The sequence below is a fragment of the Bradyrhizobium valentinum genome, from assembly GCF_001440405.1.
GTDB lineage: Bacteria > Pseudomonadota > Alphaproteobacteria > Rhizobiales > Xanthobacteraceae > Bradyrhizobium > Bradyrhizobium valentinum.
This window is the reverse complement of sequence record NZ_LLXX01000223.1, coordinates 21,136-44,229: the sequence shown is the minus strand read 5'-3', so window position 1 is coordinate 44,229 and position 23,094 is coordinate 21,136. Positions and strand designations below refer to the sequence as shown.

Annotated in this window: 21 protein-coding genes and 1 pseudogene; 11 read left to right on the top strand and 11 right to left on the bottom strand. The window is 62.7% G+C overall.

Annotated features, from left to right (window positions below):
• Positions 1-508, bottom strand: a pseudogene (locus CP49_RS46525) (hypothetical protein); the annotation flags it as partial.
• Between the two features lie 238 nt (positions 509-746).
• On the opposite strand from CP49_RS46525, the gene CP49_RS38620 reads away from it, so the two are divergent.
• From CP49_RS38620 to CP49_RS38610, 3 genes are all read left to right on the top strand, one after another.
• Positions 747-1,121: a Crp/Fnr family transcriptional regulator gene (locus tag CP49_RS38620; protein WP_057855328.1), complete on the top strand. Its 375-nt coding sequence runs from the start codon at positions 747-749 to the stop codon at positions 1,119-1,121.
• Positions 1,118-1,927, top strand: coding sequence for an MBL fold metallo-hydrolase (locus CP49_RS38615; RefSeq protein WP_057855327.1), 810 nt, complete (start codon positions 1,118-1,120; stop codon positions 1,925-1,927). The genes CP49_RS38620 and CP49_RS38615 overlap by 4 nt, the downstream gene beginning before the upstream one ends.
• A gap of 210 nt (positions 1,928-2,137) precedes the next feature.
• Entirely contained in the window at positions 2,138-2,752 is a 615-nt protein-coding gene (locus tag CP49_RS38610) for a glutathione S-transferase family protein (RefSeq protein WP_057855326.1), read from the top strand.
• A 376-nt stretch (positions 2,753-3,128) separates the two neighbouring features.
• Here CP49_RS38610 and CP49_RS38605 read toward each other — a convergent pair whose 3' ends face one another.
• The 3 genes from CP49_RS38605 to CP49_RS38595 are packed head-to-tail and all read right to left on the bottom strand — an operon-like array spanning position 3,129 to position 5,171.
• Complete coding sequence (locus CP49_RS38605) at positions 3,129-3,626, bottom strand: TPM domain-containing protein (RefSeq protein WP_057855325.1); 498 nt, start codon at positions 3,624-3,626, stop codon at positions 3,129-3,131.
• Between the two features lie 2 nt (positions 3,627-3,628).
• A complete protein-coding gene (locus tag CP49_RS38600; RefSeq protein WP_057855324.1) occupies positions 3,629-4,540 on the bottom strand; it encodes a TPM domain-containing protein in 912 nt (303 codons plus the stop codon).
• A gap of 22 nt (positions 4,541-4,562) precedes the next feature.
• Positions 4,563-5,171: a LemA family protein gene (locus tag CP49_RS38595; RefSeq protein WP_057855323.1), complete on the bottom strand. Its 609-nt coding sequence runs from the start codon at positions 5,169-5,171 to the stop codon at positions 4,563-4,565.
• A 156-nt stretch (positions 5,172-5,327) separates the two neighbouring features.
• Here CP49_RS38595 and CP49_RS38590 point away from each other — a divergent pair, with 156 nt between their 5' ends.
• Genes CP49_RS38590 through CP49_RS38580 form a run of 3 tightly spaced genes read left to right on the top strand, consistent with a single transcriptional unit; the run spans position 5,328 to position 8,556 of the window.
• Entirely contained in the window at positions 5,328-6,179 is an 852-nt protein-coding gene (locus tag CP49_RS38590; RefSeq protein ID WP_057855322.1) for an enoyl-CoA hydratase, read from the top strand.
• 19 nt (positions 6,180-6,198) lie between these two features.
• Positions 6,199-7,347, top strand: a complete 1,149-nt coding sequence (locus CP49_RS38585) for an acyl-CoA dehydrogenase family protein (protein ID WP_057855321.1) — start codon at positions 6,199-6,201, stop codon at positions 7,345-7,347.
• Positions 7,348-7,359: 12 nt separating this feature from the next.
• Positions 7,360-8,556 (top strand): acyl-CoA dehydrogenase family protein, encoded by a 1,197-nt coding sequence (locus CP49_RS38580; RefSeq protein ID WP_057855320.1) that lies wholly within the window; start codon positions 7,360-7,362, stop codon positions 8,554-8,556.
• Positions 8,557-8,803: 247 nt separating this feature from the next.
• Here the strand turns inward: CP49_RS38580 and CP49_RS38575 are convergent, their stop codons facing one another.
• Together CP49_RS38575 and CP49_RS38570 are read right to left on the bottom strand one after the other, a co-directional pair.
• Positions 8,804-11,131, bottom strand: a complete 2,328-nt coding sequence (locus CP49_RS38575) for a xanthine dehydrogenase family protein molybdopterin-binding subunit (RefSeq protein ID WP_057855319.1) — start codon at positions 11,129-11,131, stop codon at positions 8,804-8,806.
• A gap of 162 nt (positions 11,132-11,293) precedes the next feature.
• The gene (locus CP49_RS38570; protein WP_057855318.1) at positions 11,294-12,391 is read right to left on the bottom strand and encodes a S1C family serine protease; all 1,098 of its coding nucleotides are present in this window, start codon (positions 12,389-12,391) and stop codon (positions 11,294-11,296) included.
• A 320-nt stretch (positions 12,392-12,711) separates the two neighbouring features.
• Between CP49_RS38570 and ftsH the strand changes: the two genes are divergently transcribed.
• On the top strand, positions 12,712-14,550 hold the full coding sequence (ftsH, locus tag CP49_RS38565) for an ATP-dependent zinc metalloprotease FtsH (RefSeq protein ID WP_057855317.1): 1,839 nt from the start codon (positions 12,712-12,714) through the stop codon (positions 14,548-14,550).
• Positions 14,551-14,553: 3 nt separating this feature from the next.
• On the opposite strand, the gene CP49_RS38560 is transcribed toward ftsH, so the two are convergent.
• Positions 14,554-15,429, bottom strand: a complete 876-nt coding sequence (locus CP49_RS38560) for a dihydrodipicolinate synthase family protein (RefSeq protein ID WP_057855316.1) — start codon at positions 15,427-15,429, stop codon at positions 14,554-14,556.
• Between CP49_RS38560 and CP49_RS45575 the strand changes: the two genes are divergently transcribed.
• The 3 genes from CP49_RS45575 to CP49_RS38550 all read left to right on the top strand — a co-directional run bounded on the left by CP49_RS45575 (position 15,428) and on the right by CP49_RS38550 (position 18,048).
• On the top strand, positions 15,428-15,706 hold the full coding sequence (locus tag CP49_RS45575) for a hypothetical protein (protein ID WP_156438883.1): 279 nt from the start codon (positions 15,428-15,430) through the stop codon (positions 15,704-15,706). The two genes, CP49_RS38560 and CP49_RS45575, sit on opposite strands and share 2 nt — an antisense overlap.
• A gap of 142 nt (positions 15,707-15,848) precedes the next feature.
• Complete coding sequence (locus tag CP49_RS38555) at positions 15,849-17,597, top strand: peroxidase family protein (RefSeq protein ID WP_057855315.1); 1,749 nt, start codon at positions 15,849-15,851, stop codon at positions 17,595-17,597.
• Between the two features lie 40 nt (positions 17,598-17,637).
• A complete protein-coding gene (locus CP49_RS38550; protein ID WP_057855314.1) occupies positions 17,638-18,048 on the top strand; it encodes a hypothetical protein in 411 nt (136 codons plus the stop codon).
• Positions 18,049-18,052: 4 nt separating this feature from the next.
• On the opposite strand, the gene CP49_RS38545 is transcribed toward CP49_RS38550, so the two are convergent.
• Positions 18,053-20,164 (bottom strand): BTAD domain-containing putative transcriptional regulator, encoded by a 2,112-nt coding sequence (locus CP49_RS38545; RefSeq protein ID WP_057855313.1) that lies wholly within the window; start codon positions 20,162-20,164, stop codon positions 18,053-18,055.
• Positions 20,165-20,203: 39 nt separating this feature from the next.
• Positions 20,204-21,565: a YcaO-like family protein gene (locus tag CP49_RS38540; RefSeq protein WP_156439669.1), complete on the bottom strand. Its 1,362-nt coding sequence runs from the start codon at positions 21,563-21,565 to the stop codon at positions 20,204-20,206.
• Between the two features lie 68 nt (positions 21,566-21,633).
• Between CP49_RS38540 and CP49_RS38535 the strand changes: the two genes are divergently transcribed.
• Entirely contained in the window at positions 21,634-22,188 is a 555-nt protein-coding gene (locus CP49_RS38535; protein ID WP_156438882.1) for a hypothetical protein, read from the top strand.
• Between the two features lie 14 nt (positions 22,189-22,202).
• On the opposite strand, the gene CP49_RS38530 is transcribed toward CP49_RS38535, so the two are convergent.
• Positions 22,203-22,706: a helix-turn-helix domain-containing protein gene (locus tag CP49_RS38530; RefSeq protein WP_082646463.1), complete on the bottom strand. Its 504-nt coding sequence runs from the start codon at positions 22,704-22,706 to the stop codon at positions 22,203-22,205.
• Positions 22,707-22,767: 61 nt separating this feature from the next.
• Complete coding sequence (locus CP49_RS38525) at positions 22,768-23,094, bottom strand: hypothetical protein (protein ID WP_057855309.1); 327 nt, start codon at positions 23,092-23,094, stop codon at positions 22,768-22,770.

The window sequence follows — 23,094 nt, the reverse complement described above, 5'->3', positions numbered from 1 at the left end:
TGTCCTTTGTTGATGCCTGGGTGGCCGAATCTCCGGCCATCAACTTTCCAATCCCTGCGGTTGCCAGCGCGCCGCCCAGCGCACCCGCCACCGTCGCCAGCGCCACCACGGCGGCCATCGCCCCGATCCGTCGTTTGCCGGACGATCCTTCCGCCGGCGCAGCCTTCGCATCGGCGCCGGCGCGGTCGCCGGGCGACATGATCATCACATTGCCGGGAAAGCGCGGCGCTTCCGGCTTTACGGCATCGATCTTGGGAGCGTCGGTCTTGGGAGCGTCGATCTTGGGCGCTTCAACCTTTGACGCCTCGACCTTTGGCGCTTCCATCTTGACGGCCTCCACCTTGGGCGCGTCAGGCTTCGGCGAGGTCTCCTCCTGCTCGGGCGCCAGTCTCGCCGCCTCGACCTCAGCCGCGGCCGGCTCGCTCGGTGCCGGCACATCGGGGGCTGCGAGCCCGGAGCCAAGGGCTCCGGTTTCACCGCTGGTGGGCTGGGGTTGCTGATCGCTCACGTTGCATTCTCCAGAATTGATTGACCATTTGGTAACTTTTATTGCTTGCCAAATCGTTACCGGCCGCAGCCTTACCGAAATTTTAGGAACTCATCCGGCCGGATTTTGCCGCCAAAGGCGGGCCACCCGGTCTCCAGCTCCTATGCTGCCTTGCGGCATCCTTGTCGGTTCCGTTTGCGCCGGTCCGTTTCCCGATTAACATGGATCGACCGACCAGCCAGAAAGGCAGGTGGCCGCCATGACCATCGAGAAATGCATCAACGAGTTTGATGTAGATGACGTCATTTTTGAGGAAGGCTCGACCGGGCGGGAACTGTTCGTGGTGCTCGACGGCCAGGTCGAGATCGCCAAGATGAACGGCGCCAGCAAGACGGTGATCGTCACGCTCGGCAAGGGTGAATTCTTCGGTGAGATGGCGGTCATCGACGGCTCGTCCCGCTCGGCGACGGCCATCGCTGCGGCGCCCAAAACCCGCGTGATGCGGATCAATCACGCCCGCTTCGTCTACCTGGTCAGCCAGCAGCCGGCCTTTGCGCTGATGATCATGGATGCGCTCAGCAAGCGCTTGCGGGCCTCCAACACGGTCGCCTTCAAAGCCGCGGCCGGTTCATGAGCGAGCGCAGACCGAGCCCGTTCAAGACGCTGCGCGACAGCGAGGTCTGTACGCTGATCGAGGCGGCTGAGAACGTCTATCAGATACGCTTCAAGAACCGCGGGGCGAACGCCTATCTGGTGCGTGGCAGCTCGCGCACCATCCTGATCGATGTCGGGCTGTCGTCAAACTATCCGCACCTGCTGGCGTCCCTCGACCATATCGGCGTGAAGCCCGACGACATCGACATGGTGGTGCTGAGCCACGAGCATCTCGACCACATCGGCGCTGCCTATCACTTCCACGGCCGCGCCTTCATCGCCGCACATCGCCTGGCCGCCAACAAGATCATGCTGCGCGACGACTTCTCGATGCTGCGCAAGATGTTCAACGAGCCGAACGTGCCGATCAATATCGATCTCTGGCTGGAAGAAGGCAATCTGATCGACCTCGGCAATTTCCGCCTCAACGTGATGTACACGCCCGGCCACACCTCGGCCTGCATCACTTTGTTCGACCAGGACAAGGGATTGTTGTTCGCCTCCGACACGCTGATGCCCGGCGGGGTGATGGGCGGGGTGTTCGGCTCGGGCAGCATCGCCGATTACATCCAGTCGCTGGAGCGGCTGAAGGGCCTGGACTCGAAAATCCTGCTGTCGGGCCACGGCCGGCTATCCGACACACCGCAAGAGGACGTGCGGATCGCGATCCAGCGCTCGCACGGATTGCTGTCGGACACGGCGCAATTGTTCGACGCGCTCGACGCGCGAGCGAACTTCGAGCCGATCATGCAGTCGGTGCGCGACCTCAACAAGCTCGACGACTGACCCCCGTCATTGCGAGGAACAAAGCGACGAAGCAATCCATCTATCCGGTATGCAGCACGATGGATTGCTTCGCTTCGCTCGCAATGACGTGGAAAGAGAAAGCCCATTGATAGAAGCTGCGGGCGGATTCACGCCCATTTGACAAATGACATGGCGGCCTGTTCAACGGTTCCCAACAACACTGCAAAAAACATCGGGAGAGACAACACCATGAAGTTCTACGATTCGGTTGGACCGAACCCGCGCATTGTCCGCATGTTCATGGCGGAAAAGGGCATCGAGATGCCGAAGCAGGCGGTCGATCTGCGCAAGGGCGAGAACCGCGAGGCCGAGCATCTGAAGCGCAATCCGCATGGGCAGATGCCGACCCTCGAACTCGACAACGGCAACTACCTCTCCGAGATCACCGCGATCTGCGAATATCTCGAAGAGAAGCATCCGAACCCTCCGATGATCGGAGCGACGCCGGAAGAGCGCGCCGAATGCCGGATGTGGACGCGCCGTGTCGATCTCAACATCTGCGAGCATATGGGGAACGGTTTCCGCTTTGGCGAAGGGCTGAAGTTTTTCGAGAAGCGAATTCCGTGCGCGCCCGAGGCCTCGCCCGGCCTCAAAATGATCGCCGCCAATCGGCTGCAATGGCTCAACGGCCAGATGGCTGACGGCCGCGACTATCTGTGCGGCAAGCGCTTCACGCTGGCGGACATCCTGCTCTATGGCTGGCTCGATTTCGGCGGCCAGGTCGGCCAGCCGCTCGATCCCGCCAACACCAACATCGTTGCGTGGGTGGCTCGGGTAGCCGAGCGACCGTCGGCGAAGGCGTGAACCCCTACAGTCTGGTTGTAGAACCGGCGACAAGAGATGAGTGCGCCTGCGGGGGCTACGGGATGGTAGATGTCCTGTAGCGCAACTGGATCGCGCGGAGGTGACGTCACGAGTCGCACAATATCGACAAGTACAGCTCGCCGGTCGATCAAGAAAAAGGCCGGCGGGCGTTACGCCGCCGACCTTGTCTTGCAACTGCCGGCTCGTGGGTCCGGTTCCGTTGCTTTGCATTGCGGTTGCTAGAACTATTTTTGATCAGTAGCACCCAGTATCGGCTGACGCCATTGCGCGCAGGTATTGTAGAGCTGTACCGAGGTAGGCTCACACCATGGAAACGGATGAGCCGACCCATCCTTTGGTTTAGGGTGGTGGCGAGCTAGATCACCACTGGCGTATCCGGCAGTTCATTCGACCCGTCGCCGCGCCTCGGAAAATGAGCGGCCAATTCGCGCGACACAGCCTCGACGCCCTTGATCACACCACGCTCGAAATTTCCTGCCCTGAAATCGATCTCCATCTCCTTGCAGATTTTTTCCCAGCCCTCTGCGCCGACCTTGGCGTTGATGCCGCGGTCGGCGACGATCTCGACGTCGCGGTCGGCGAGCAGGAGATAGATCAGCACGCCGTTATTGTGCTCGGTATCCCAGACACGGAGCTGGGAAAAGACATCCAGCGCCCGCTCCCGCGCCGGCTGGTTATGAAACAGCGGGGCGCCGTCGAGCGCGCCTTCGACCACGAAGCGAAGCTGTCCCGAGTGCGCGGTCTCGCCCGCCTTGATGGCGCGCTCGATCCGCACCAACGCGTCCGGCGGGAATGCGACGCGGCGCCGCCAGTGGTGCTGCAGAAGATGTCTGGTAATGCGTCGGATGCTCATGTCTACCAGCTCCCCGAGGCGCCGCCGCCGCCAAAGTTGCCGCCGCCACCGCTGAACCCGCCACTATCGCTACCCCTGGAGCCGCTGCCACCCGACCAGGACCCGCCGCTGCCGCCCATGACCCATCCGCCATTGTCCCGGTCGTATCGGCGGCGCCCCACGCTTGGGCCGGTCGAGCCCAGATTCTGGAAGAGGAAGGTGACGACGAAAGCGATAAAGCCAACCAGCATTGCGGCCGCGAGCGATCCTGCGACAAACCAGGCGACAACGCCAACGATGCCGCCGGTCGCCAGCGCGCCGATCAATCGGCCAAGAAAACTGCGCAGCGCCGCCGCGAGGATGATCAGCCCAAAGATGACAAACGGATTGCCCGGGTTGAGGTAATTGAGGAGTTCAGACGTCTCCCAATGCGGCGGCGCCGGCTCCGGCAGCTTCTCGCCCTCGGCGACCCGGACCATTCGGTTGACGCCCGCCGAGACGCCACCGGCGAAATCGCCGGCTTTGAATTTGGGCGTGATGTCTTCGTCGATGATGCGCTTGGTGGTGACGTCGGTGAGCGCGCCCTCGAGGCCGTAACCAACCTCGATCCGCAAGCGGCGATCGTTCTTGGCGATGACGAGCAGCGCGCCGTCGTCGACCTTCTTGCGTCCGATCTTCCAGGCTTCCGCGACCCGGAGCGAAAATTGATCGATCACCTCGCCGTCCGTCGTCGGCACGATCAGCACCGCGATCTGGCTGCCCTTGCGCGTCTCCAGATCCTTCAGCGTCTGCATCAGCGAGGCGATGTCGCTGGCCGCGAGCGTGCCGGTCTGATCGACCACCCGCCCGCTCAAGGCCGGCACCGCGACGAGCGCCAGCGCCGAACAAGCCCAGCACAGCAGCAGCGCAAGAATGGAGGCTCTTGCAGCGTTCATCGCAGGTCGTCTGTTCACCCCGCTACTTCGCGGGCGCCGGCGTCGGGTTGAAATCCACCTTCGGCGCGGTCGAGATCGCCTTCTCGTTCTCGACCGTGAAGGCCGGCTTCTCCTTGTAGCCGAACGCCATCGCCGTCAGATTGTTCGGGAAGGTGCGGATGCCGACGTTATAGTCCTGCACCGCGTTGATGTAGCGGTTTCGCGCCACGGTGATGCGGTTCTCGGTGCCTTCAAGCTGCGCCATCAGGTCGCGAAACAGCGCGTCCGATTTGAGCTGCGGATAGTTTTCAGTCACGACCAACAGCCGCGACAGCGCGCTCGTGAGTTCGCTCTGCGCAGCCTGGAATTTCTGGAACGCGGCGGGATCGTTCAACACTTCCGGTGTCGCCTGGACGCTGCCGACCTTGGCGCGCGCGTTGGTAACCCCGAGCAGCACGTCCTTTTCCTGCTGCGCAAAGCCCTTCACGGAATTGACGAGGTTGGGCACCAGATCGGCGCGGCGCTGGTATTGGTTGACGACTTCCGACCAGCCCGACTTGACTTGCTCGTCGGTGGTCTGAATCGCGTTGTAGCCGCAATTGGTCAGGCTTAGTGTCGCCAGCGCCGCCAGAACGGTCCATAATCTGCGCATCGAACTCTCCCAAAGAGAGCTAAACGCCAGCCTGTCAGATTGGTTGCGTCAGGTATGCAAGGCGTAAGCCGTCTCAGGCCCATTTCGCAGCCGACGGCCCTTGCCTATCGTTCGCCGAAATAACAACATGGCCGGATAATAATAGAGGGAGGGCGCATGACCGCGTTCGAGACCATCGTCGTGGAGCGGCCGGAGCCGCGCATTGCGCGGATCGTGATGAACCGGCCCGAGGCGCGCAACGCGCAGAACCTGCAGATGACCTATGATCTCAATGCCGCCTTCGACCAGGCGGTGCAGGACGATGCGGTCAAGGTCATCATCCTTGCCGGCAACGGCCCGCATTTTTCGTCAGGACATGACCTGCGCCCCGGGGCCAAGAATACCGCCGGCGTAGATTTTCCGCCGGTTGGAAATTGGGGCGGGTTCGCCGAACCCAACGCCCACGGCCGCTTTGCGCGCGAGCAGGAAATCTATCTGCAGATCACACGGCGCTGGCGCAATCTGGCAAAACCTACGATCGCGGAAGTGCACGGCAAGTGCATCGCCGGCGGTCTGATGCTGGCCTGGGCCTGCGATCTCATCGTCGCAAGCCATGATGCGGAGTTCTGTGATCCCGTCGTCACCATGGGCGTCTGCGGCGTCGAATGGTTCGTGCATCCTTGGGAATTGGGCCCGCGCAAGGCCAAGGAATTGCTGTTCACATCAGACGTCTGGAGCGCGGAGGAAGCGCACCGGCTTGGCATGGTCAATCACGTGGTGCCGCGCGAGGAACTATCCTCGTACGTGATGAAGCTCGCTGAAAGGATCGCAGCGAAACCTTCGTTCGCGCTGAAACTGACAAAGGAAGCCGTCAATCGCTCGGTCGACGTGATGGGACAACCCGCGGCGATCGAGCAGGCGTTCGCGCTGCATCAGCTCTGCCACGCGCATAACCTGCAGGAATTCGGAATGATCGTGGATCCCGCAGGCCTGCACCCTTCCGTCCGGAAACCGGCACAAGCAAAATAGAACGAGCAAAGTAGATCAGATGGACCTTACCCTAAGTGACGAGCAGCGGTTGCTGCGCGAAAGTGCCGACCGCTTCGTCAGCGAGACCTATACCGCCGATCACCGCCGCAAGGTCGCCAACGATCCGCTCGGCTTCAGCGCCGATATCTGGAAGCAGTTCGCCGATCTCGGCTGGCTGGCGCTGCCGATCGCCGAGGCTCATGGCGGGCTGGGCGGCGGCGCGGTCGAGGTCGGAATCCTGATGGAAGCATTCGGGCGCGGCCTCGTCTCCGAGCCGTATCTTTCCACAGTCGTGATCGGCGTGTCACTGATATCGGAATGCGGCACGGAAGCGCAGAAGCGGGCACTGCTGCCTGATATCGCCGACGGCTCGCTGTACCTGGCATTCGCGCATTCCGAACGTCAGGCGCGCTTTGATCTCGCCGACATCAGGACCACGGCGAAGAAGACTTCTGACGGTTGGCAGCTCGACGGACACAAGACTGCCGTGCTTGACGGCAACGCCGCCAACCAGATCATCGTTTCGGCCCGTGTCGATGACGGCTCCGGCAAACCGGGCAAGCTCTGCCTGTTCCTGATGCCCAAAGGCGCGCGCGGCCTCGCCTTGCGCGACTTTCCGCGGCTTGGCGGCGGCCGGGCCTGCAATCTCGAGCTGAGCGGCGTGCAGCTTCTTGCCGACGCCCTGCTCGGCAACGGCAACGACGCGCTGCCGGCGATCGAAGCCGTGATCGATCGCGCGATGGCCGCGCTCAGCGCGGAGGCCGTCGGTATCATGCAGACCCTGCTCGACCAGACACTGGAATACACCAAGATTCGAAAGCAGTTCGGGCGGCCGCTATCCGCCAATCAGGTGATCCGCCATCGCCTCGCCGACATGGCGATGCAATGCGACGAGGCGCGCTCGATGGCGCTACGCGCTGCCTTGATGGCCGACGCCGAACCCATCGCGCGCAGTCGCGCCGCCTCGGGCGCAAAAGCCAAGATCGGCAAATGCGCGCGCTTCGTCGCCGAACAGTCGGTCCAGCTTCACGGCGCGATGGGTGTTACCGAAGAGCTCGACATCGGTTCCTATTTCAAGCGGCTGCTCGCCTTCGATACGCTGTTCGGCGGCAGCGCCCATCATTATCGCCGCCACGCCGCCCTCGGCGGTCGCGCCGTTCAGGCCTGATAGGAGCGCATCATGGATCTTGCTTTCAACGCCGAGGAACGCGCCTTCGAGAAGGAGGTCCGCGAATTCATCGCGGCAAATCTCACGCCGGAAATGAAGCGCGCCACCGCGCTGACGCCGTCGGTATTCTCCGATCCTGACATTGGGATGGCCTGGCAGCGCGCGTTGCACAGGAAGGGTTGGGGCGCGCCGGGCTGGCCGGTGGAATATGGCGGGCCGGACTGGACCCCGGCGCAGCGCTGGATCTTTGAGACCGAATGCGCCCGCGCCGGTGTGCCGAACGTGAACGTGATGGGCGTCAAGATGGTCGGTCCCGTCATCATCGGCTTCGGCTCGCCGGAGCAAAAGAATTTTTACCTGCCGCGGATCCTCTCCGGCGAGGACTACTGGTGCCAGGGCTATTCCGAACCGGGCTCCGGCTCCGACCTTGCCTCGCTGAAAACCCGCGCGGTGCGCGACGGCGACGACTACATCATCAACGGCACCAAGATCTGGACCACGCACGCCCATCACGCCAACCGGATGTTCGCGCTGGTGCGCACCAACGAGACCGAGCGGCAGCAGGACGGCATTTCGTTCATCCTGATCGACATGAAGAGCCCGGGCATCACGACGCGCCCGATCCTCACCATCGGCGGCGACCACGAGGTCAACCAGGTGTTCTTCGACGATGTGCGAGTGCCCGTCGCCAACCGCGTCGGCGAGGAAGGCAAGGGCTGGACCTACGGCAAATACCTGCTCGAATTCGAGCGCGGTTCCGGCATCGCCTCGGCCAAATTGCGCGACGCGCTGAAGACGGTCTCTAGCCTTGCCGAATCCGACTTAACCGGCCGCGCGATCGACGATCCCGATATCGCAATGCGGATGTCCGAAATCGAAGTGGACATCGATGCGTTAGAGATGACCGAGCTGCGCGTGCTCTCCGCGCTGCAGACCGGACAAAATCCCGGGGCGGTGTCGTCGCTCTTGAAATTGCGCGTCAGCGAAATCCGCCAGGCGGTGACGCGGCTCGGTGTCGACGTGATCGGCAATGACGGCCTTTATGTCGAGCCAATGCGGCCGTTGTACCGGCTCAACGAGGCGCCGGGAATCCCGGAAGAGATGCTCCCCGTCGTGCCGGAATATCTCAACGGCCGGGCCTACACGATCTTCGGCGGCTCGTCGGAGATCCAGCGCGATATCGTCGCGAAGATGGTGTTGGGGCTGTAGGGCCATACTCGGATGACGCGCAGTAGCTTCTTCTTACTACCCCCTGTAGGGGAGATAGCGACTGTTGAGGGCTGAGAACGAGCCTAATGCAGTCCCGTTGGTCCGGGTCGCCCCGGCGCACACTCTTTCAAAGAGCCACCTTTCAACAAGCGGCAGTCCCAGTAAGTTTCGACCATCAGGCCCGCGATAACCAACGCGAGGACTGCCAAGAGAAGGACGGCGAGGCGGCTATTCCTCATGAGGGCGCTTACTCCTCCGCCGCCTTCGCATCCCTTATCGCCTGCCAGACCTTGGCCGGCGTCAGTGGCGTGTTGAGCTGCTTGATGCCGAGTTCGCTCAAGGCGTCCATCACACCGTTGGTGACGCAAGGTGGGCCGCCGATGGCACCGGATTCGCCGCAGCCCTTGGCGCCCAACGGATTGGTGCGGCAGGGCGCGGAATCATCCAGCGTCACGCCGATCGGCGGGATGTCGTCGGCGCGCGGCACGCAGTAATCCTGATAGCTCGCAGTCAATAGCTGCCCTTCCTCGCTGTAAGCTACGCCCTCATAGAGCGCCTGCCCGATGCCTTGGGCAACGCCGCCATGCACCTGGCCGGTGACCAGCATTGGATTGACGGCGATGCCGACGTCATCGACCGTGGTGTAGCGCACCACCTTGCTGACGCCGGTTTCAGGATCGATTTCGACTTCACAGATATGCGTGCCGTTCGGCCAGCTCGGGCCGTCGACCTCGCCTTCAGAGTCAACGGAAAGCCGCGCGCCATCTTCCTTCTTCGCGATTTCGAACAGGCTGATGCGCTTGTCGGTGCCGACCACCGTCAGCCAGCCGTCGCGATACTCGATATCCTCGATGGACGTCTCCAGCACGTTCGAGGCCTTCGCGCGCGCCTTCTGGATCATGTCGTTGGTCGAGACCGCGACCGCCGTGCCGCCGACGAACAGCGAGCGTGAGCCGACGCTGCCGAAACCGGTGGCGAGATCGGTGTCGCCCTGCACGACGTCGATCTTGTCCATGGGAATGCCGAGCGTATCCGCCACCATCTGGGTGTAGGTGGTCTGCAGCCCCTGCCCCATCGCCATGGTGCCGGAATGCAGGATGATGCGGCCCTCCGCGGTCGCGTGCAGGCTAACCTTTTCGGTATGCGCGCGCCCGCCGGTCCATTCGATGTAGCTGGTGAGGCCGCGGCCATACAGCAGGCCCTTCTTCTTCGCCGCCTTCTTGCGCGCGGCAAAGCCGTCCCAATCCGAAAGCTCCGAAGCGCGCGACAGCATGTGCGCGAAGGCGCCGGAATCGTACACCTGGCCGACCGCGTTGGTGTAGGGCAGTTGCGCGGGCTTGATGTAATTCACCTTGCGGATCGTGCGCGGATCCATTCCGATCTGCCGCGCGGCGGCATCCATCAGCCGCTCGACGATGAACACAGCCTCAGGCCGCCCCGCCCCGCGATAGGCGCCGACCGGCGCTGTGTTGGTCATCACCGACTTCACCTCGAAGTGCACCAGCGGCAGGTCGTAGACGCCGGTCTGCACGAACGGGCCGAGCACCAGCGGAATGATGTTCGCGGTCCCCGACGAGTACGCTCCGGTGCCGCCGATCGAGCGCACGCGATAGGCGAGCACGCGACCTTTGGTGTCGAGCGCGAATTCGCCGGTAGAGGTGAGATCGCGGCCATGGGTGCCGCCGACGAACTCGTCGGTGCGGTCGCCGCGCCAGCGGATCTTGTTGTTCAGCTTGGTCGCGGCGTAGGCAACGATGCCGTCTTCGGGATAGAGACTTGTCTTCTGGCCAAAGCCGCCGCCAATATCGCCGACCAGCACGCGCACGCTGTCCTTCGGCCGCTTCAGAATGGATTCCGCGAGCAGATCACGGGTCGAGCCGGGGGTTTGCGACTGCACGTGCAGGATCAGCCGGCCGGTCTTCTTCTCGATCTCGGCAATCGCCGAACGTGGCTCCATCGCCGAGGGCACAAGCCGCTGGCTGACCAGATCGAGCGAGACCGTGTGCGCAGCCTTGGCAAAGGCTTCCTCGACCTTGACGGCGTCGCCATAGCTCATGGCGGCCACGATGTTGTCGGGCGCCTCGGGCCACACTACCGGTGCGCCGGGCTTCACCGCTTCGACGGGATCGACCACCGAGGGCAACACCTCGTAGTCGATTTCGATCGCCTCGGCCGCCGTTTGCGCCAGCACCCGCGACGTTGCCACCACGGCGGCCACGGCCTCGCCGGCATACCGGACGATTTCATGGGCGAGCAGGCGCCGCGGCGGCACCGTCATCGGTGAGCCATCCGGCCGCTTGAAGATCGCGAGCGTGGGAATGGAGCCGACATCGTCCTTGATCAGGTCTGCGCCGGTGTAGACCGCCTGGACGCCGGGCATCCCGGCCGCCGCTGCGGTGTCGATCGAGACGATCTTGGCGTGGGCATGCGGCGAGCGCAGCACGTAAAGCCACAGCGCGCCCTCCTCGGCCTTGTCGTCGATGAACTGTCCCTTGCCGGTGAGCAGTCTCTGGTCTTCCAAACGCTTGACCGGCTGGCCCGCACCAAAACGCATATTGCCGGGAAGAATGTTCATCAGTTTGTCCTTCGAGCTTCTTGTCGGATTGGGCGGGGTTTTAGCGGTTTTTCCGCCCGAGACAACTCATTCAATTCCCTGCGATAAATGCGTGCAATAAACGCGCCAGCGCACCGGGTGCGGCCGCTGCAAAACGGGTACGATCTGCCGTCAAAAGGAGGATCAGCTACGGCCGATGTCCACGATGTCGATATCGATATCGCGCGTCTGCGACCCGCGTTTCAGGCTGATGCGGATGCTCTTGCCGGCGCCGATCTGCTCGATCTGGTCGGTCAGGTCGGAAAGCCGGTGCACCGGTTTGCCGTCGGCCTGGACAATGACATCGCCGAGCGCGCCCGAGTTGAAATCGACGCCGCGGATGCCGGCGCGCTCGGCCGGGCTTCCGGGCGCGGTGCGCACGATGATCACACCTTCAATGCCGAGCCTTGTCGAAACGGCCTCGCTGGCGGCGACAATGCCGATGCCGGGCGTCGGCACGCGACCGCTTTTGATGAGTTCGGGGACCACGCGATTGACGATGTCGACGGGGATCGCAAAGCCGATGCCGGCGCTGGAGCCGGAAGGCGAGATGATCGCCGTATTGACGCCGATCAACCGTCCCGCCGAATCCAACAGCGGCCCGCCCGAATTGCCGGGATTGATCGCGGTGTCGGTCTGGATCACGTTGGCGATTTCGCGGCCGCTGCTGGTCGGCAGCCGGCGCTTGAGCGCGCTGATGATGCCGCTGGTCAGCGATTGATCGAGCCCGAAGGGATTGCCGATCGCAAACGCCGATTGACCGACCTTGAGTTCGCTTGAACTGCCCAGCGCCACCGGCGACGGCAACTGACGGGTATTCCTGATCCGCAACACCGCGAGGTCATAATTGGGCGCGACGCCGACGACTTCGGCCTGCGCCACCGCGCCAGAGGCGAAGCGAACCGCGACCTCGCGGCCATTTTGCACGACGTGATTGTTCGTGACGACATGGCCGTTATTGTCCCAGACAAAACCGGTCCCCGAGGCTGCCGCGCCGGCTTCCGCGCCTTCGTCCTCAGCGAATGGACTGGCGGCGGCGGATCGCGCGGCGACCTGCACGACCGACGGTGACACGCGCTCGAACAGTTCGATGTTGGCCCGTTCGCCCTCGGACAGCGGTCCGCGCTGGTCGACGGTCCGCGCAACCGTGTTGGTCCAGGGGCTGTAGCGGATATTGGAGACGGTCAGCGCCACCAAGACGCCTGCGACAATGGCTGCAAGAAGCACAAAGCGACGGTTCATCGATCACTCATCTGGCAATGCCGCTCGCGTGCGAACGGCAATGGGAAGCAACGGGCTGTTCATCCATTAGAAATATCAGCACATCAAACGCCCACAACGGCCGAAAGTTTCCGGTTTTCAGAGACTTGCTGGCGCGCTGAAATCGGCCTTCCCGCAATGATTTAGGTAGCGCGATTTATCCCGCAAGCCGCGTCCATTGAAACCAAACCTTCCCGTTCCCATTGTCATGGAGGCGCAATTCATGCTCGCCGCAGGTCCCTTTGGATCAGGCGAATGCCCCGATCCAGCTTCCCGTGAGGGTGTGCGCCCGGAGTTCAATTATGAACAAGACGCGTTTCAACGTCGGATACGCGATCGCCGCGATCCTTGCCGTCTTCGTGATCCAGTATTTCATCTCGACGGCGAGCCAGATCGCCATCATTCCATACAGCGAATATCAGCAATTGCTGAAGCAGGGGAAGGTCGCGACCGTCGGCATCTCCGACCGCACGGTGCAGGGCACCTTGAAGGAGCCGCTGTCCGGCGGACAAAAGCAGTTCGTCACCACGCGCGTCGACCAGGAAACCGCGCAAGAACTCGAGAAATATAACGTAAAATTCACCGGCCAGATCGAGAGCACTTTTCTCCGCGACCTCTTGTCATGGGTCATGCCGGTGCTGCTGTTCTTCGGCCTGTGGTGGTACATCGGCAAACGCGCCGCGGAAGGTGGCGGCCTTGGCGGTGGCCTGATGGCGATCGGCAAGAGCAAAGCCAAGATCTATGTCGAGGCCGATACCGGCGTGAACTTTTCCGACGTTGCCGGCGTGGACGAAGCCAAGGACGAACTGCGCGAGGTCGTCGACTTCCTGAAAAGTCCGACTGATTACGGCCGGCTCGGCGGACGCATGCCCAAGGGCGTGTTGCTGGTCGGTCCGCCGGGTACCGGCAAGACCCTGCTGGCCAAGGCCGTCGCCGGTGAAGCCAAGGTGCCATTCTTCTCGATATCCGGTTCGGAGTTCGTCGAAATGTTCGTCGGTGTCGGCGCTGCGCGGGTACGCGACCTGTTTCAGCAGGCGCACCAGAAAGCTCCGGCGATCATCTTTATCGACGAACTCGACGCGCTGGGCCGCGCCCGCGGCATCGGGCCCTTTGCAGGCGGGCACGACGAAAAGGAGCAGACGCTCAACCAGTTGTTGGTCGAACTCGACGGCTTCGATTCGCGCTCGGGCCTCGTCATTCTCGCCGCGACCAACCGGCCGGAAATCCTCGATCCGGCGCTGCTGCGCGCGGGCCGCTTCGATCGCCAGGTGCTGGTCGACCGCCCCGACAAGAAAGGCCGAGTGGAAATTATCAAGGTGCATATGAAAAAAGTGCAGCTTGATCCAGGCGTCGATGTCGAGGCGGTGGCCGCGCTCACGCCGGGATTCACCGGTGCGGATCTCGCCAATCTTGTCAACGAAGCCGCGTTGCTCGCAACACGCCGCGGCGCCAGCGCGGTCGCGATGACCGACTTCAACAATGCCGTCGAGCGCATGGTAGCGGGATTGGAAAAGCGAAACCGGCTTCTCAATCCGAAGGAGCGCGAAATCGTCGCCTATCATGAAATGGGACATGCCTTGATCGCGCTGTCGCTGCCCGGCGTCGACACCGTGCACAAGGTATCGATCATTCCCAGGGGCGTCGGCGCGCTCGGCTACACCATCCAGCGTCCGATCGAAGACCGTTTCCTGATGACCAAAGAGGAGCTGGAAAACAAGATGGCGGTACTGCTTGGCGGACGCGCGGCGGAATGGATAGTGTTCAATCATCTGTCCACCGGCGCCGCCGACGACCTGCGCCGCGTCACCGACATCGCGCGCAGCATGGTGACGCGCTACGGCATGTCGGAAAAACTCGGCAGCGTCGCCTATGAGCGCGACCCCGGCAATTTCCTCGCGGGCGCCGACCGGCCCTACCCGGTGCGCGAGCGCGAATATGCCGACGAGACCGCCGCTGCCGTCGACGAAGAGGTCCGCGCCATCGTCGACGGTGTATTCGAACGCGCGCAGGGCATCTTGAAAGCCCGCCGCGCAATATTGGATCGGGCGGCGAAAAAGCTGCTACAGAAAGAGACCCTGGAGCAGAGCGATCTCGAGGCGTTGATACGCGAGACGCCGAAAGAGGCGCTGCGGGCCGTTTAAGGCTTATGCGATATCGCGCAGCGCCGCCTCGACGACTTTGCGCTGCTCGACCGTCAGCGCCGCCTGCGGCGGGACCGGGTCGCCGACCGCGTAACCCTGAATGGCGAGCCCGGCCTTGATGCAGGCGGCGAGGTTGAAGCGCGCAAAGGCTTCATTGATTTGCCACAGCTTGCGTTGCAGTACCATCGCGTCATCCCAGCGCGCCGCCCTGCAGAGATTGTAGAGCTCGACGCTTTGCCGCGGGATGATGCAGGCAGGGCCCGCCATCCACCCCAATCCACCGATCAGCATCACCGCCGTCGGAATATGGGCGGAGGCGGAGAAGACTTTGATGCTGTCGCCGCAACGGTTCATGATCGACAACAGCCGGCCGGTATTGGCGGAGGCATCCTTGATGTAGCCGATGCGCGGATGGGTCGCGAGCCGCGCGATTACGTCGAGCGTCAGATCGGATCGCTGGAATTGCGGATTGGTGTAGATCACGACGGGAATGTCGACGGCGTCGGCAATGGCGCGGAAATAGGATTCGACCTGTGCATCGGCGACCGGGAAATACGCCTCCATGATCGCGAGAATGCCGTCGGCGCCGCGCTTTTGATACGCTCTTGCCTGCGCCACCGCGTCCGCCGTCGACGTCGAGGCAACACCGGCAACCACCGGCACGCGTCCGTCAGCGGCCTCGATTGTGGCCTGCACCACGGTCGCGCGCTGCGCCTGGTTGAGATAGGCGAACTCGCCGGTTGATCCCAGCGGCGTCAACCCATGCACGCCCGCCTTGACGAGGTCGTCGCACAACCGGCCCAGCACCTCGGTGCGAATTTCGCCGGAAGCATCGACCGGTGACACCAGATAGGGAAAGACGCCGTGGAAATCGGCCATGGAGGGAAAATGCCTCAAGCGGAAAGTCGTTACTGCCATGGCTATCCGGAATGCCGGTGCAAGGCAACGCTTCGCAAACATCACGCCGGGTTTGCCTTTACTTGCGTGCCTTGATGCAGGTATCGATCGCGGCAGCGCACCGCTCCCGATACGACAATCATCACCGCGAGCATTGGCCGAAATGGCGCGCCAAGGATGCTGCCTCAATCAGCTTCACACGCGCTTCTATGCCAGCCGCTACTACGTGATGGTCATGCCGCCGCGTCACCAATCGTGAAACAGGCGTGAGCGGCCCGCAGAATGACCAAAAGATGTCCACAGATGTCCACAGGTTCTAACGATTTAACTCACGATTATTTCACGACTTTCTTTCCAATCTCGCCGCATCGATCAGCATCGATCTAGCGAGAGCAGTTCTGATGGTTGTGCAGAAGGTCGCCGACGCATCCTCGTTCCGAACTTCAGAACTCGATACGCGCGACTCTGCTTACGCCGCAACAACGCCGGGCTTTCGTCACTTCCTCGGCACGCCGGCTCCTTCGCAGCGCTTCCGCGCCTTCGGCGTCGATCCGCTCGGTTCGCCGTCGCACCATGCAAAGCTCCGCGGGCTGATGCATCGCCTGTCGCGGCGAATGGATGCTGCAATCAAATGGCCGCCACACCAGGTTCGATCGGCGGAACACTGGGAAAATCCCTTTATCCCCTCGGGCTACACCTATCTGCTGCAGTTCATTGCGCACGACCTCGTGCATTCGGCGATCCCGCTTTCGGTCGCGGGCGGGCTCGGCGGAGGAACCGCGAACGCACGCCGCACGCCGCTTCGGCTGGAGACGCTGTACGGCAGCGGTCCTGTCGGATCGCCGCACATCTACGCGCTCGATGCGCCGAATGACGACCGCCGTACCAAGCTGCGGCTCGGGCGAATGCGCTGGAAAGAGAACGAGCCGGCGGCCGGCTGCCCATTCCGCGACATCGCGCGGACCCCGGCCGAGAACGTGACAGGTATCGACCGCAGCATTGCAGGTGTCCGTGTTGCCCTCACCGAGGCGCTGGTCGCCGATCCGCGCAATGACGACCATGCCGTGATGTCACAGCTCACCGCGCTGTTCGCGCTGCTGCACAATGGGCTCATCGATATCATTCGCCGCCATGAAGGCAACGCGGGACCAAACGGTCAGTTCGGCGCCGCCTACAAGCGCTTCCTGTGCGCCCGCGAGTCGCTGATCGCGATCTATCACAATATCCTGCGCAAGGACCTGATGCGGCGGGTGATCCATCCGGCGATCTACGCCGTCTATGACGGACCGAGCCCCGATTTCATCGATCGCCCCCATTCCGCGACAGGCTTTCCGGCCGGCGACTGGGAAATTCCGTTCGAGTTCTCGCACGGCGCATTCCGCTTCGGTCACGCCATGGTACGACCCGAATACCAGATCAATGACCTGTCTCTCCACGACCTCAACAACACGCTCGAAAAAAGCTCGGTAAACGACCCCGCAAATATGCCGCTCGACGAGACGTGGATGGTGCAATGGTCGCGTTTTTTCGAGATCAACGGGTCGACGCCGAATTTCAGCCGCCGCATTGGACCACATCTCAGCGACGGGCTGGGCAATGACCAGATCTTTCCGGCGTTCGACGAAACGGGACGGGTCGGCCTGCTCTATCGCGACCTGCTCGGCGCCGGCCTCGCCGGCATGTGGTCGGTTGACGCGCTGATTGCCGAGATCGGCAGCAGACGACCGCGTTTCGTCGCCATGTCGCGCCTGCTTGCCGACCGCGACTATCGTGCCGATCAACTTCGCAAATGGCTGGCGGCCGCGCCCGCGTATGGCGCGTTGACGGCCGAGGACATCGAAACCCTTTCGAACGAGCCGCCGCTGCCCTTCTTCATCCTGTTCGAAGCGATGCGGCAACCGCAGGCGGAGGGCCTGCACCTCGGCCCGCTCGGCTCAATCATCGTCTCGGAAGTCGTTTTTGGCGCGCTCGCCGGCGACCCGCGTTGCGCGGACGGCGGCTCCCTTGCCGGGCAACTGGCGGCAATTTCCCGCGAATTTTATCCGGCAAACGTACTTCAGAATATTCCCGATATCTCAAGCATGGCGCAGCTCGTGGAATTCACCACCGAAATTGCCGAGTTGCAGCATGCCGTGCCTGCATTTTTGTGAGGCGGAATCCTCCGCTTCACGCAACCCGGAGAGTGAAGCTATGGCAATCGAAAGAATGCAAGTAACCAACCATGAGCGCTGGGGCAACCTGGTAAAGACCTGGTCCACCGGCAAGAACTATCTCGACGACGACAACGAATACCCGATCCCAACCACCGTCGACGAATTCAAGGAGCAACTCGCCAAGGCGCAGGTGTTCATGACGGTTCCGGAGCGCTTCAAGAAGGTAAAGTTCGTCGAACAGGAGATGGACACGATCGTGGTGCGCCTGCCGCCCGCCGTGATGATCGCGGATTCCGAAGAAAGCCTCAAAAAGCCGGGCGCGACCTATCCGCTTCCGCCGTTCTACAAGCGCCTGTTCAACGGCCTGGATCCGGTAATTCCGGAGAGCGACAAGTTCCGCGTCCATGCCGAACGTGTCGGCGACTACACCATCAGCTACTGTGCCTGATGATCTAGCTCCGCGTTAGGTGAGTGATGCCATCGACAGGAAGCCCTCCGCCACGCAAGCTCTGGCGCAGGGCTTCCCACCGCTCCCTCACGCTGATTGGATGCGCTTGCATGACCCAGCGCGCCGCCGCCTCGTCCGTCGGCGTCGACGATCCGACCCAGAATGAACGCAGACCGTTGACGAAGCGCTGGATTTCCTGCTGCGCCTGCATGCGCTCCCCAAGCTGGAACAGCGCAGCCGCGCGCCATGCCGGCAGGACCTTGTTGATGCCCTGCGCGCGATCGCACGCCTCGATGGTGCCTTCATAGTCTCCACAAAAGAACCGCACAGTGCCGTGATACGCCCATTCGAGATAGGACGGCGCAGGTGAGAGCGCGAGCGACCGCTCGGCGCGAGCGCGGGCATCCTCGATCGATCCGCAAATCGCCGAGTAGTGAGCGCTGGACAGCAGCGTCCATGGGTCATTGTCGTTGAGCTCACATGCCAGCTCCATGTGCGGCGCGGCTTCCGCCTCACGGAGTGCCATCACGTAGGACCAGCCGCAGCACAGATGCGCCCTGGAATCGACAGGGTCGAGTTGAACAGCGGTCTTCGCCAGTTCCAGGGTGGCCTTGGCCTTGTCGAGATCGCGAAAGATCCCGGGATGCACCAGGTGCTCGATGTTGTTCATCTGCACGAGGCTGCTGTAGCAGGGCGAGAAGCCCGGATTGTCGCGGATCGCATCGCGGAAGATGGTGACCGCCCGCCGCCAGCTTTCGGGATCGAATTTCGACATGAGATTCTGCCCGCGCAGCCAGCGGTCGTGCAGCTCGAGCGACACGTCGGGCTCGCCCGCCAGCCGCATCAGCCGCTCGGTCGACAATTGAACGTTCAGCGCGGTCGCGATCCGGCGGATGATACGCTGCTGCGTTTCGAACCAGTTGCCGAGGCCGAGCCGGAAGCTCTCGCTCCAGACGTAGATTCCGGTGGTATCGTCCCGCAGCACCATCACGATATTGATTTCGGCGCCCGCCTGGTAAGCGGTGGTTTCGATGCAGTATTGCGGCGCCGTGTCCGGCGCGGGAAGCACGACTGCCGCGGGGGGACGATCGACCACGCTCCATTCGCGGAAGCGCACGAGACAGGCGGCGAGATGCTGGGAGAATCCCTGCACCAGATGGCTGTGGTCCTCATCGACGCCGTGCATCGCAAAGGGTCGCAGCACCAGGCGCGTCTTGGCAGGCGCATTGGCCGGTGGCGACATCGGGGCCACCGGCTGAAGAACGGGCCCCCTGACCATCCTGACGGCGAATTCGTCATTCGCTGCCGAGGCCGCCCGATCGGCGGGCGCGCGCTCCAGAATGCCGAGCTTGATGTTCGCGACGAGCTCTTCGGTGGCCGATGACGGCTCCATGGCGTAGTCGCGATCCAAAAGATCCCATAGCGCCTTGTAGATGCGCAACGCACCGGCGACATCGCCTTCTTCCGCATGCGCCCGCATCAGATAGCGGCAGGCATATTCATGGGTCGGATCAAGATTGACGATCGCGGCCGCGATCCTCTTTTTGGCGTCCGTGGCAACGCTTGCGGAGGTCAAACCTTCGTCGAGATTTCGCATCAACCGTTCGTGGATGGTCTGCCGCTTGGCCAGCACCCAGACCCGGAACGACGGGTCGAGATCGTCCATTCCTTCGAGCAACCGCCCGTCGAGCTGCGGCGTATCGAGCAGCAGCGGGTGAACGCGTCCGCCTTCGGCGAGTTTAATCACGCTTTCGATGTCAACTTCGATTCGTCCGACGTCGATGCCGATCGTCAGCCGTTCCGCGACGAAGCCGTCATATCCGGCCTCCTCGAGCATCGATCGCAATTCGCGAACGACCTGGCGCAGCGAGGCGCGCGCCTTTTCCTCGTCCGATCGGCTCCAGAGCAAGCCGACCAGTCGCTCGCGGCTCTCCTGCTTCGAGTCCAATAACGCCAGATAACTCAGAACCGCGCCGGCCTTGCGGGTTCGCAGTTCGATCGGCCGGCCGTTGAACCGCACGCCGAGCCGCCCGACCAGCGATACCGACAGGCGCGGGGCGCTTTCGGGCGCCACCGTGGCCTTGTCTGCTGTCATGGCGTTTGCGCTGACCGGCATGCAACGGTTTCCGGAACCGGTTGGTTAATTCCCGCCAGTCTATATCAAAGAGACACCCCCGGTATAGGTTGCGCCGCCGCCGGTTCGCGCAATCGCATCCTGCAGCCTGGCCGTGACGATTTCGGATGGCTCGAGTTGCAGGCCCGGGGCAATCACGCGAACCACCGGAACGGCGAAGCGCTGGCGCGTGAGATCGAGGCAGAACGTCTCGATTCCCAATTGTTCCAAACGCTGTACGATCAATCTAAATATGACGCTCGCTTCAGTTGCGTGAAGGGGCAGATGGGCCGCGTACTCCGCGACCGGCTGCAGCAGTCTGCACTGATCGGCATCGATCGCCGCGCGCTGCACGTGGATGCGATCCTGTGCGTTGAGCGCGTCATCGCCGCGCTCGCGGCGTTTGGTGGCGACGACGGCGTCGGCCAGTTCGAGCTGACACATTTCCAGAATCGCGGAGCGGACCGCGGCCTCGAGCGCCGGCCGCGCGGCGAGGCCGAAGGCAAAACCGGAACCGTCCGCGCGGCAGGAGGCGGCCGCGACGCAGGGCACGCCGATATCCGTCGTGATATCCAGTAGCCATGTCCGTCGCGGCACCGAAGCGCCGTGCCGGAGCTGCCGCAACAAGGCTTCCGCCGCGATGCCGGCTTCATGTTGCACCGGAATCGATCGGGCCAACTGACCGCCCCGCCACCACAGGCCGGCCGCATCGCGCTCGATCAATTCCAACAGGCCGTGCAATGCTGCGGCGTCCCGTGACGGACCGGCGGCCGATCCGATGCTCAGGGGGGATGGCGGCGCGAAGTCGCGTTGCGCCGGCGGACGCCGCAGGCAGATGTCCGCCGGAAGCCACACCTCGCCGCCGTCGGCCAGTCTCGTCGCGCGACACCAGGAAAGCGCTCGCTCCGGTTGTACGCGGCGTTCCGAAAGGGCGGCGACCAGCTCAAGCGCCTTCGGACCGAGTTTTTCGGCCCAGTCGTCGACGCCGGGTTTGAGCAACAGGTCTGTTCCGGTCTGCAATTGAGAGAGATACTCGATCCCCTCGCCGATGCAGCCCTGAAACGCGTGCTGCAACGTCAGACCGACGCCGGAAACGCCGACCATCGGGCTTCCGTCATGCAAGGGATCGGCAAGCGCTGGATCGAATTGCGCACCAAAGCTGATCAGGCTGGGCGCATCGGGTGAGGCCAGTTCGAACACCCGCGCAAACCGGGACGCAGCGATAAGCAAATGGGCGCGATTCGCGGTCTCCGAATCAATCCGGTTGCCGGATTCCGAGGCATATTCCAGCGCCTGCAGGATACGTCTGGCATCGTGATCGCCGGCCGCGTCCACTTCGTTGCCAAGAAGCAACGATGCCGCGCGTGCAAACAATTCTTGCATCGAATTTTCGGTGCCGCTCACGGTGACCTCACGACTCTGCGCGCAGACTCCGGTCGTGAGGCCAGCCCGCCCTCACCCTGGAGGAACTTATGCTCGCGAAAGCCCTAGTCATAGCCATGGCAGCAGACATTGCTCGATCAGATTATGCCAAGCCGACCTTGATTCGTAGCCGCAGCCGCGAGTGGCTGATCGCTTGCCGCTGGGGACCGGAGGGCGAATTTCTTTCGATTGCGACGGCCGGCCCGATCACGGAGCCTCTCGCACTGGTTGCACCGCAGGCGATTGCGCCGATCCACAGCCTGGTCGGCGTGCTGGTCTCGGAATCGGAAACGCAATCCACCAGCACGTTCCTGTTGGTCCGCCAATTGCCCGGTGCGATCGAGCTTGCCGGCACGTTTTTCCCAGCCGATGGATATGTGTTGCTGCAGGATCATGGCGATATCCATCTCGTCTGCAAAGCGCGTTACTCGCACAGTTGCGGCTGGCTCGACGGCAAGGAGATCCGCAAGGATATCCCCGATCCTGCACCCTATTCGGCTGAAGCAATGTCCTGGCATATCGAAGCGACGCGCCGTGACTGGATCGGCGAATTCATTCCCGGCACCAGGCCTCCGGAGCGGCTTGCGATTCGCGCGACCGGCTGACGCCTGCGAGGGGATTACCGCGGGCAAACGGGGGCGGCATGAGATTGCGGCTCGCCTTCCTGCGGAAGACCATCCTCGCCACCGAAACCTCGCCGCTTATCACGGTCGAAAGTATCCAGCCGCGCGACCGTGGCCTTCGCCGCTGGAGCTCGATCGGCGATGCTTTGAACGAGCTTCGCGATGCTAAGCCGCACACGCGGATCGGTCGTACGCGCATAGGCCTTGAGAGCGCGCAAGGCGTCCGGCTCGGCGAGCAAGCGAACCAGCGAATTCAAGCCGGGAGATTCAGCCCCGGAAGCTTCGAACAACTCGCCAACTGAAACGCCCAGCACGGAAGCAATTCGCGACAGCCGGCCGGCGCCGATCCGGTCGGCGCCCCGCTCGTATTTCTGTACCTGTTGGAAGGTAACACCGATCCGTTCCGCGAGCATGGCTTGGCTTATGCCGCGGTTGACCCGAAACATGCGGATCCTGGCGCCCACCATCGCATCGAGCGGGTCAGATTTCCTCGTCGCCATGGGTCGGCTCCCAACTGTTCAAGCTGGGAAACCCTAGCACAACCTCAGGGAGCTGCAGACGCTAATTTGCGATCCCCGGGAGCAATTTTACCCGCTGCTCGTCGCTAACATGCTCAATCGTCAACCGACCTTTCGTGTCGATCGCCGCTTTCATGGCCGGCGGGTGACCGGTTTCGAGAAAATGCTGCAGGACGGCACGGCTCTCATCCGAGAGCGCAAACAGCCCGCGCATCAATTCAAAGAACCCCGGCTCTTCCGCTACATAGAGCAATTCTCGCAGCTCCGCGCCGGTATAGTTCCCCAATGCCGTTACAAGCCATTCGGTTTGGTCATTCGGATCGCTCTCAGGCACGCGATTCAGATAGTAGACAACCGATTCCGCACTCAT

Excerpts from the sequence above, each read along its gene's own strand:
- CP49_RS38620 (WP_057855328.1), top strand. The coding sequence starts at position 747 with ATGACCATCGAGAAATGCATCAACGAGTTTGATGTAGATGACGTCATT.
- CP49_RS38615 (WP_057855327.1), top strand. The coding sequence starts at position 1,118 with ATGAGCGAGCGCAGACCGAGCCCGTTCAAGACGCTGCGCGACAGCGAG.
- CP49_RS38610 (WP_057855326.1), top strand. The coding sequence starts at position 2,138 with ATGAAGTTCTACGATTCGGTTGGACCGAACCCGCGCATTGTCCGCATG.
- CP49_RS38605 (WP_057855325.1), bottom strand. The coding sequence starts at position 3,626 with ATGAGCATCCGACGCATTACCAGACATCTTCTGCAGCACCACTGGCGG.
- CP49_RS38600 (WP_057855324.1), bottom strand. The coding sequence starts at position 4,540 with ATGAACGCTGCAAGAGCCTCCATTCTTGCGCTGCTGCTGTGCTGGGCT.
- CP49_RS38595 (WP_057855323.1), bottom strand. The coding sequence starts at position 5,171 with ATGCGCAGATTATGGACCGTTCTGGCGGCGCTGGCGACACTAAGCCTG.
- CP49_RS38590 (WP_057855322.1), top strand. The coding sequence starts at position 5,328 with ATGACCGCGTTCGAGACCATCGTCGTGGAGCGGCCGGAGCCGCGCATT.
- CP49_RS38585 (WP_057855321.1), top strand. The coding sequence starts at position 6,199 with ATGGACCTTACCCTAAGTGACGAGCAGCGGTTGCTGCGCGAAAGTGCC.
- CP49_RS38580 (WP_057855320.1), top strand. The coding sequence starts at position 7,360 with ATGGATCTTGCTTTCAACGCCGAGGAACGCGCCTTCGAGAAGGAGGTC.
- CP49_RS38575 (WP_057855319.1), bottom strand. The coding sequence starts at position 11,131 with ATGAACATTCTTCCCGGCAATATGCGTTTTGGTGCGGGCCAGCCGGTC.
- CP49_RS38570 (WP_057855318.1), bottom strand. The coding sequence starts at position 12,391 with ATGAACCGTCGCTTTGTGCTTCTTGCAGCCATTGTCGCAGGCGTCTTG.
- ftsH (WP_057855317.1), top strand. The coding sequence starts at position 12,712 with ATGAACAAGACGCGTTTCAACGTCGGATACGCGATCGCCGCGATCCTT.
- CP49_RS45575 (WP_156438883.1), top strand. The coding sequence starts at position 15,428 with ATGGAGGGAAAATGCCTCAAGCGGAAAGTCGTTACTGCCATGGCTATC.
- CP49_RS38560 (WP_057855316.1), bottom strand. The coding sequence starts at position 15,429 with ATGGCCGATTTCCACGGCGTCTTTCCCTATCTGGTGTCACCGGTCGAT.
- CP49_RS38555 (WP_057855315.1), top strand. The coding sequence starts at position 15,849 with ATGGTTGTGCAGAAGGTCGCCGACGCATCCTCGTTCCGAACTTCAGAA.
- CP49_RS38550 (WP_057855314.1), top strand. The coding sequence starts at position 17,638 with ATGGCAATCGAAAGAATGCAAGTAACCAACCATGAGCGCTGGGGCAAC.
- CP49_RS38545 (WP_057855313.1), bottom strand. The coding sequence starts at position 20,164 with ATGCCGGTCAGCGCAAACGCCATGACAGCAGACAAGGCCACGGTGGCG.
- CP49_RS38535 (WP_156438882.1), top strand. The coding sequence starts at position 21,634 with ATGCTCGCGAAAGCCCTAGTCATAGCCATGGCAGCAGACATTGCTCGA.
- CP49_RS38530 (WP_082646463.1), bottom strand. The coding sequence starts at position 22,706 with ATGGCGACGAGGAAATCTGACCCGCTCGATGCGATGGTGGGCGCCAGG.
- CP49_RS38525 (WP_057855309.1), bottom strand. The coding sequence starts at position 23,094 with ATGAGTGCGGAATCGGTTGTCTACTATCTGAATCGCGTGCCTGAGAGC.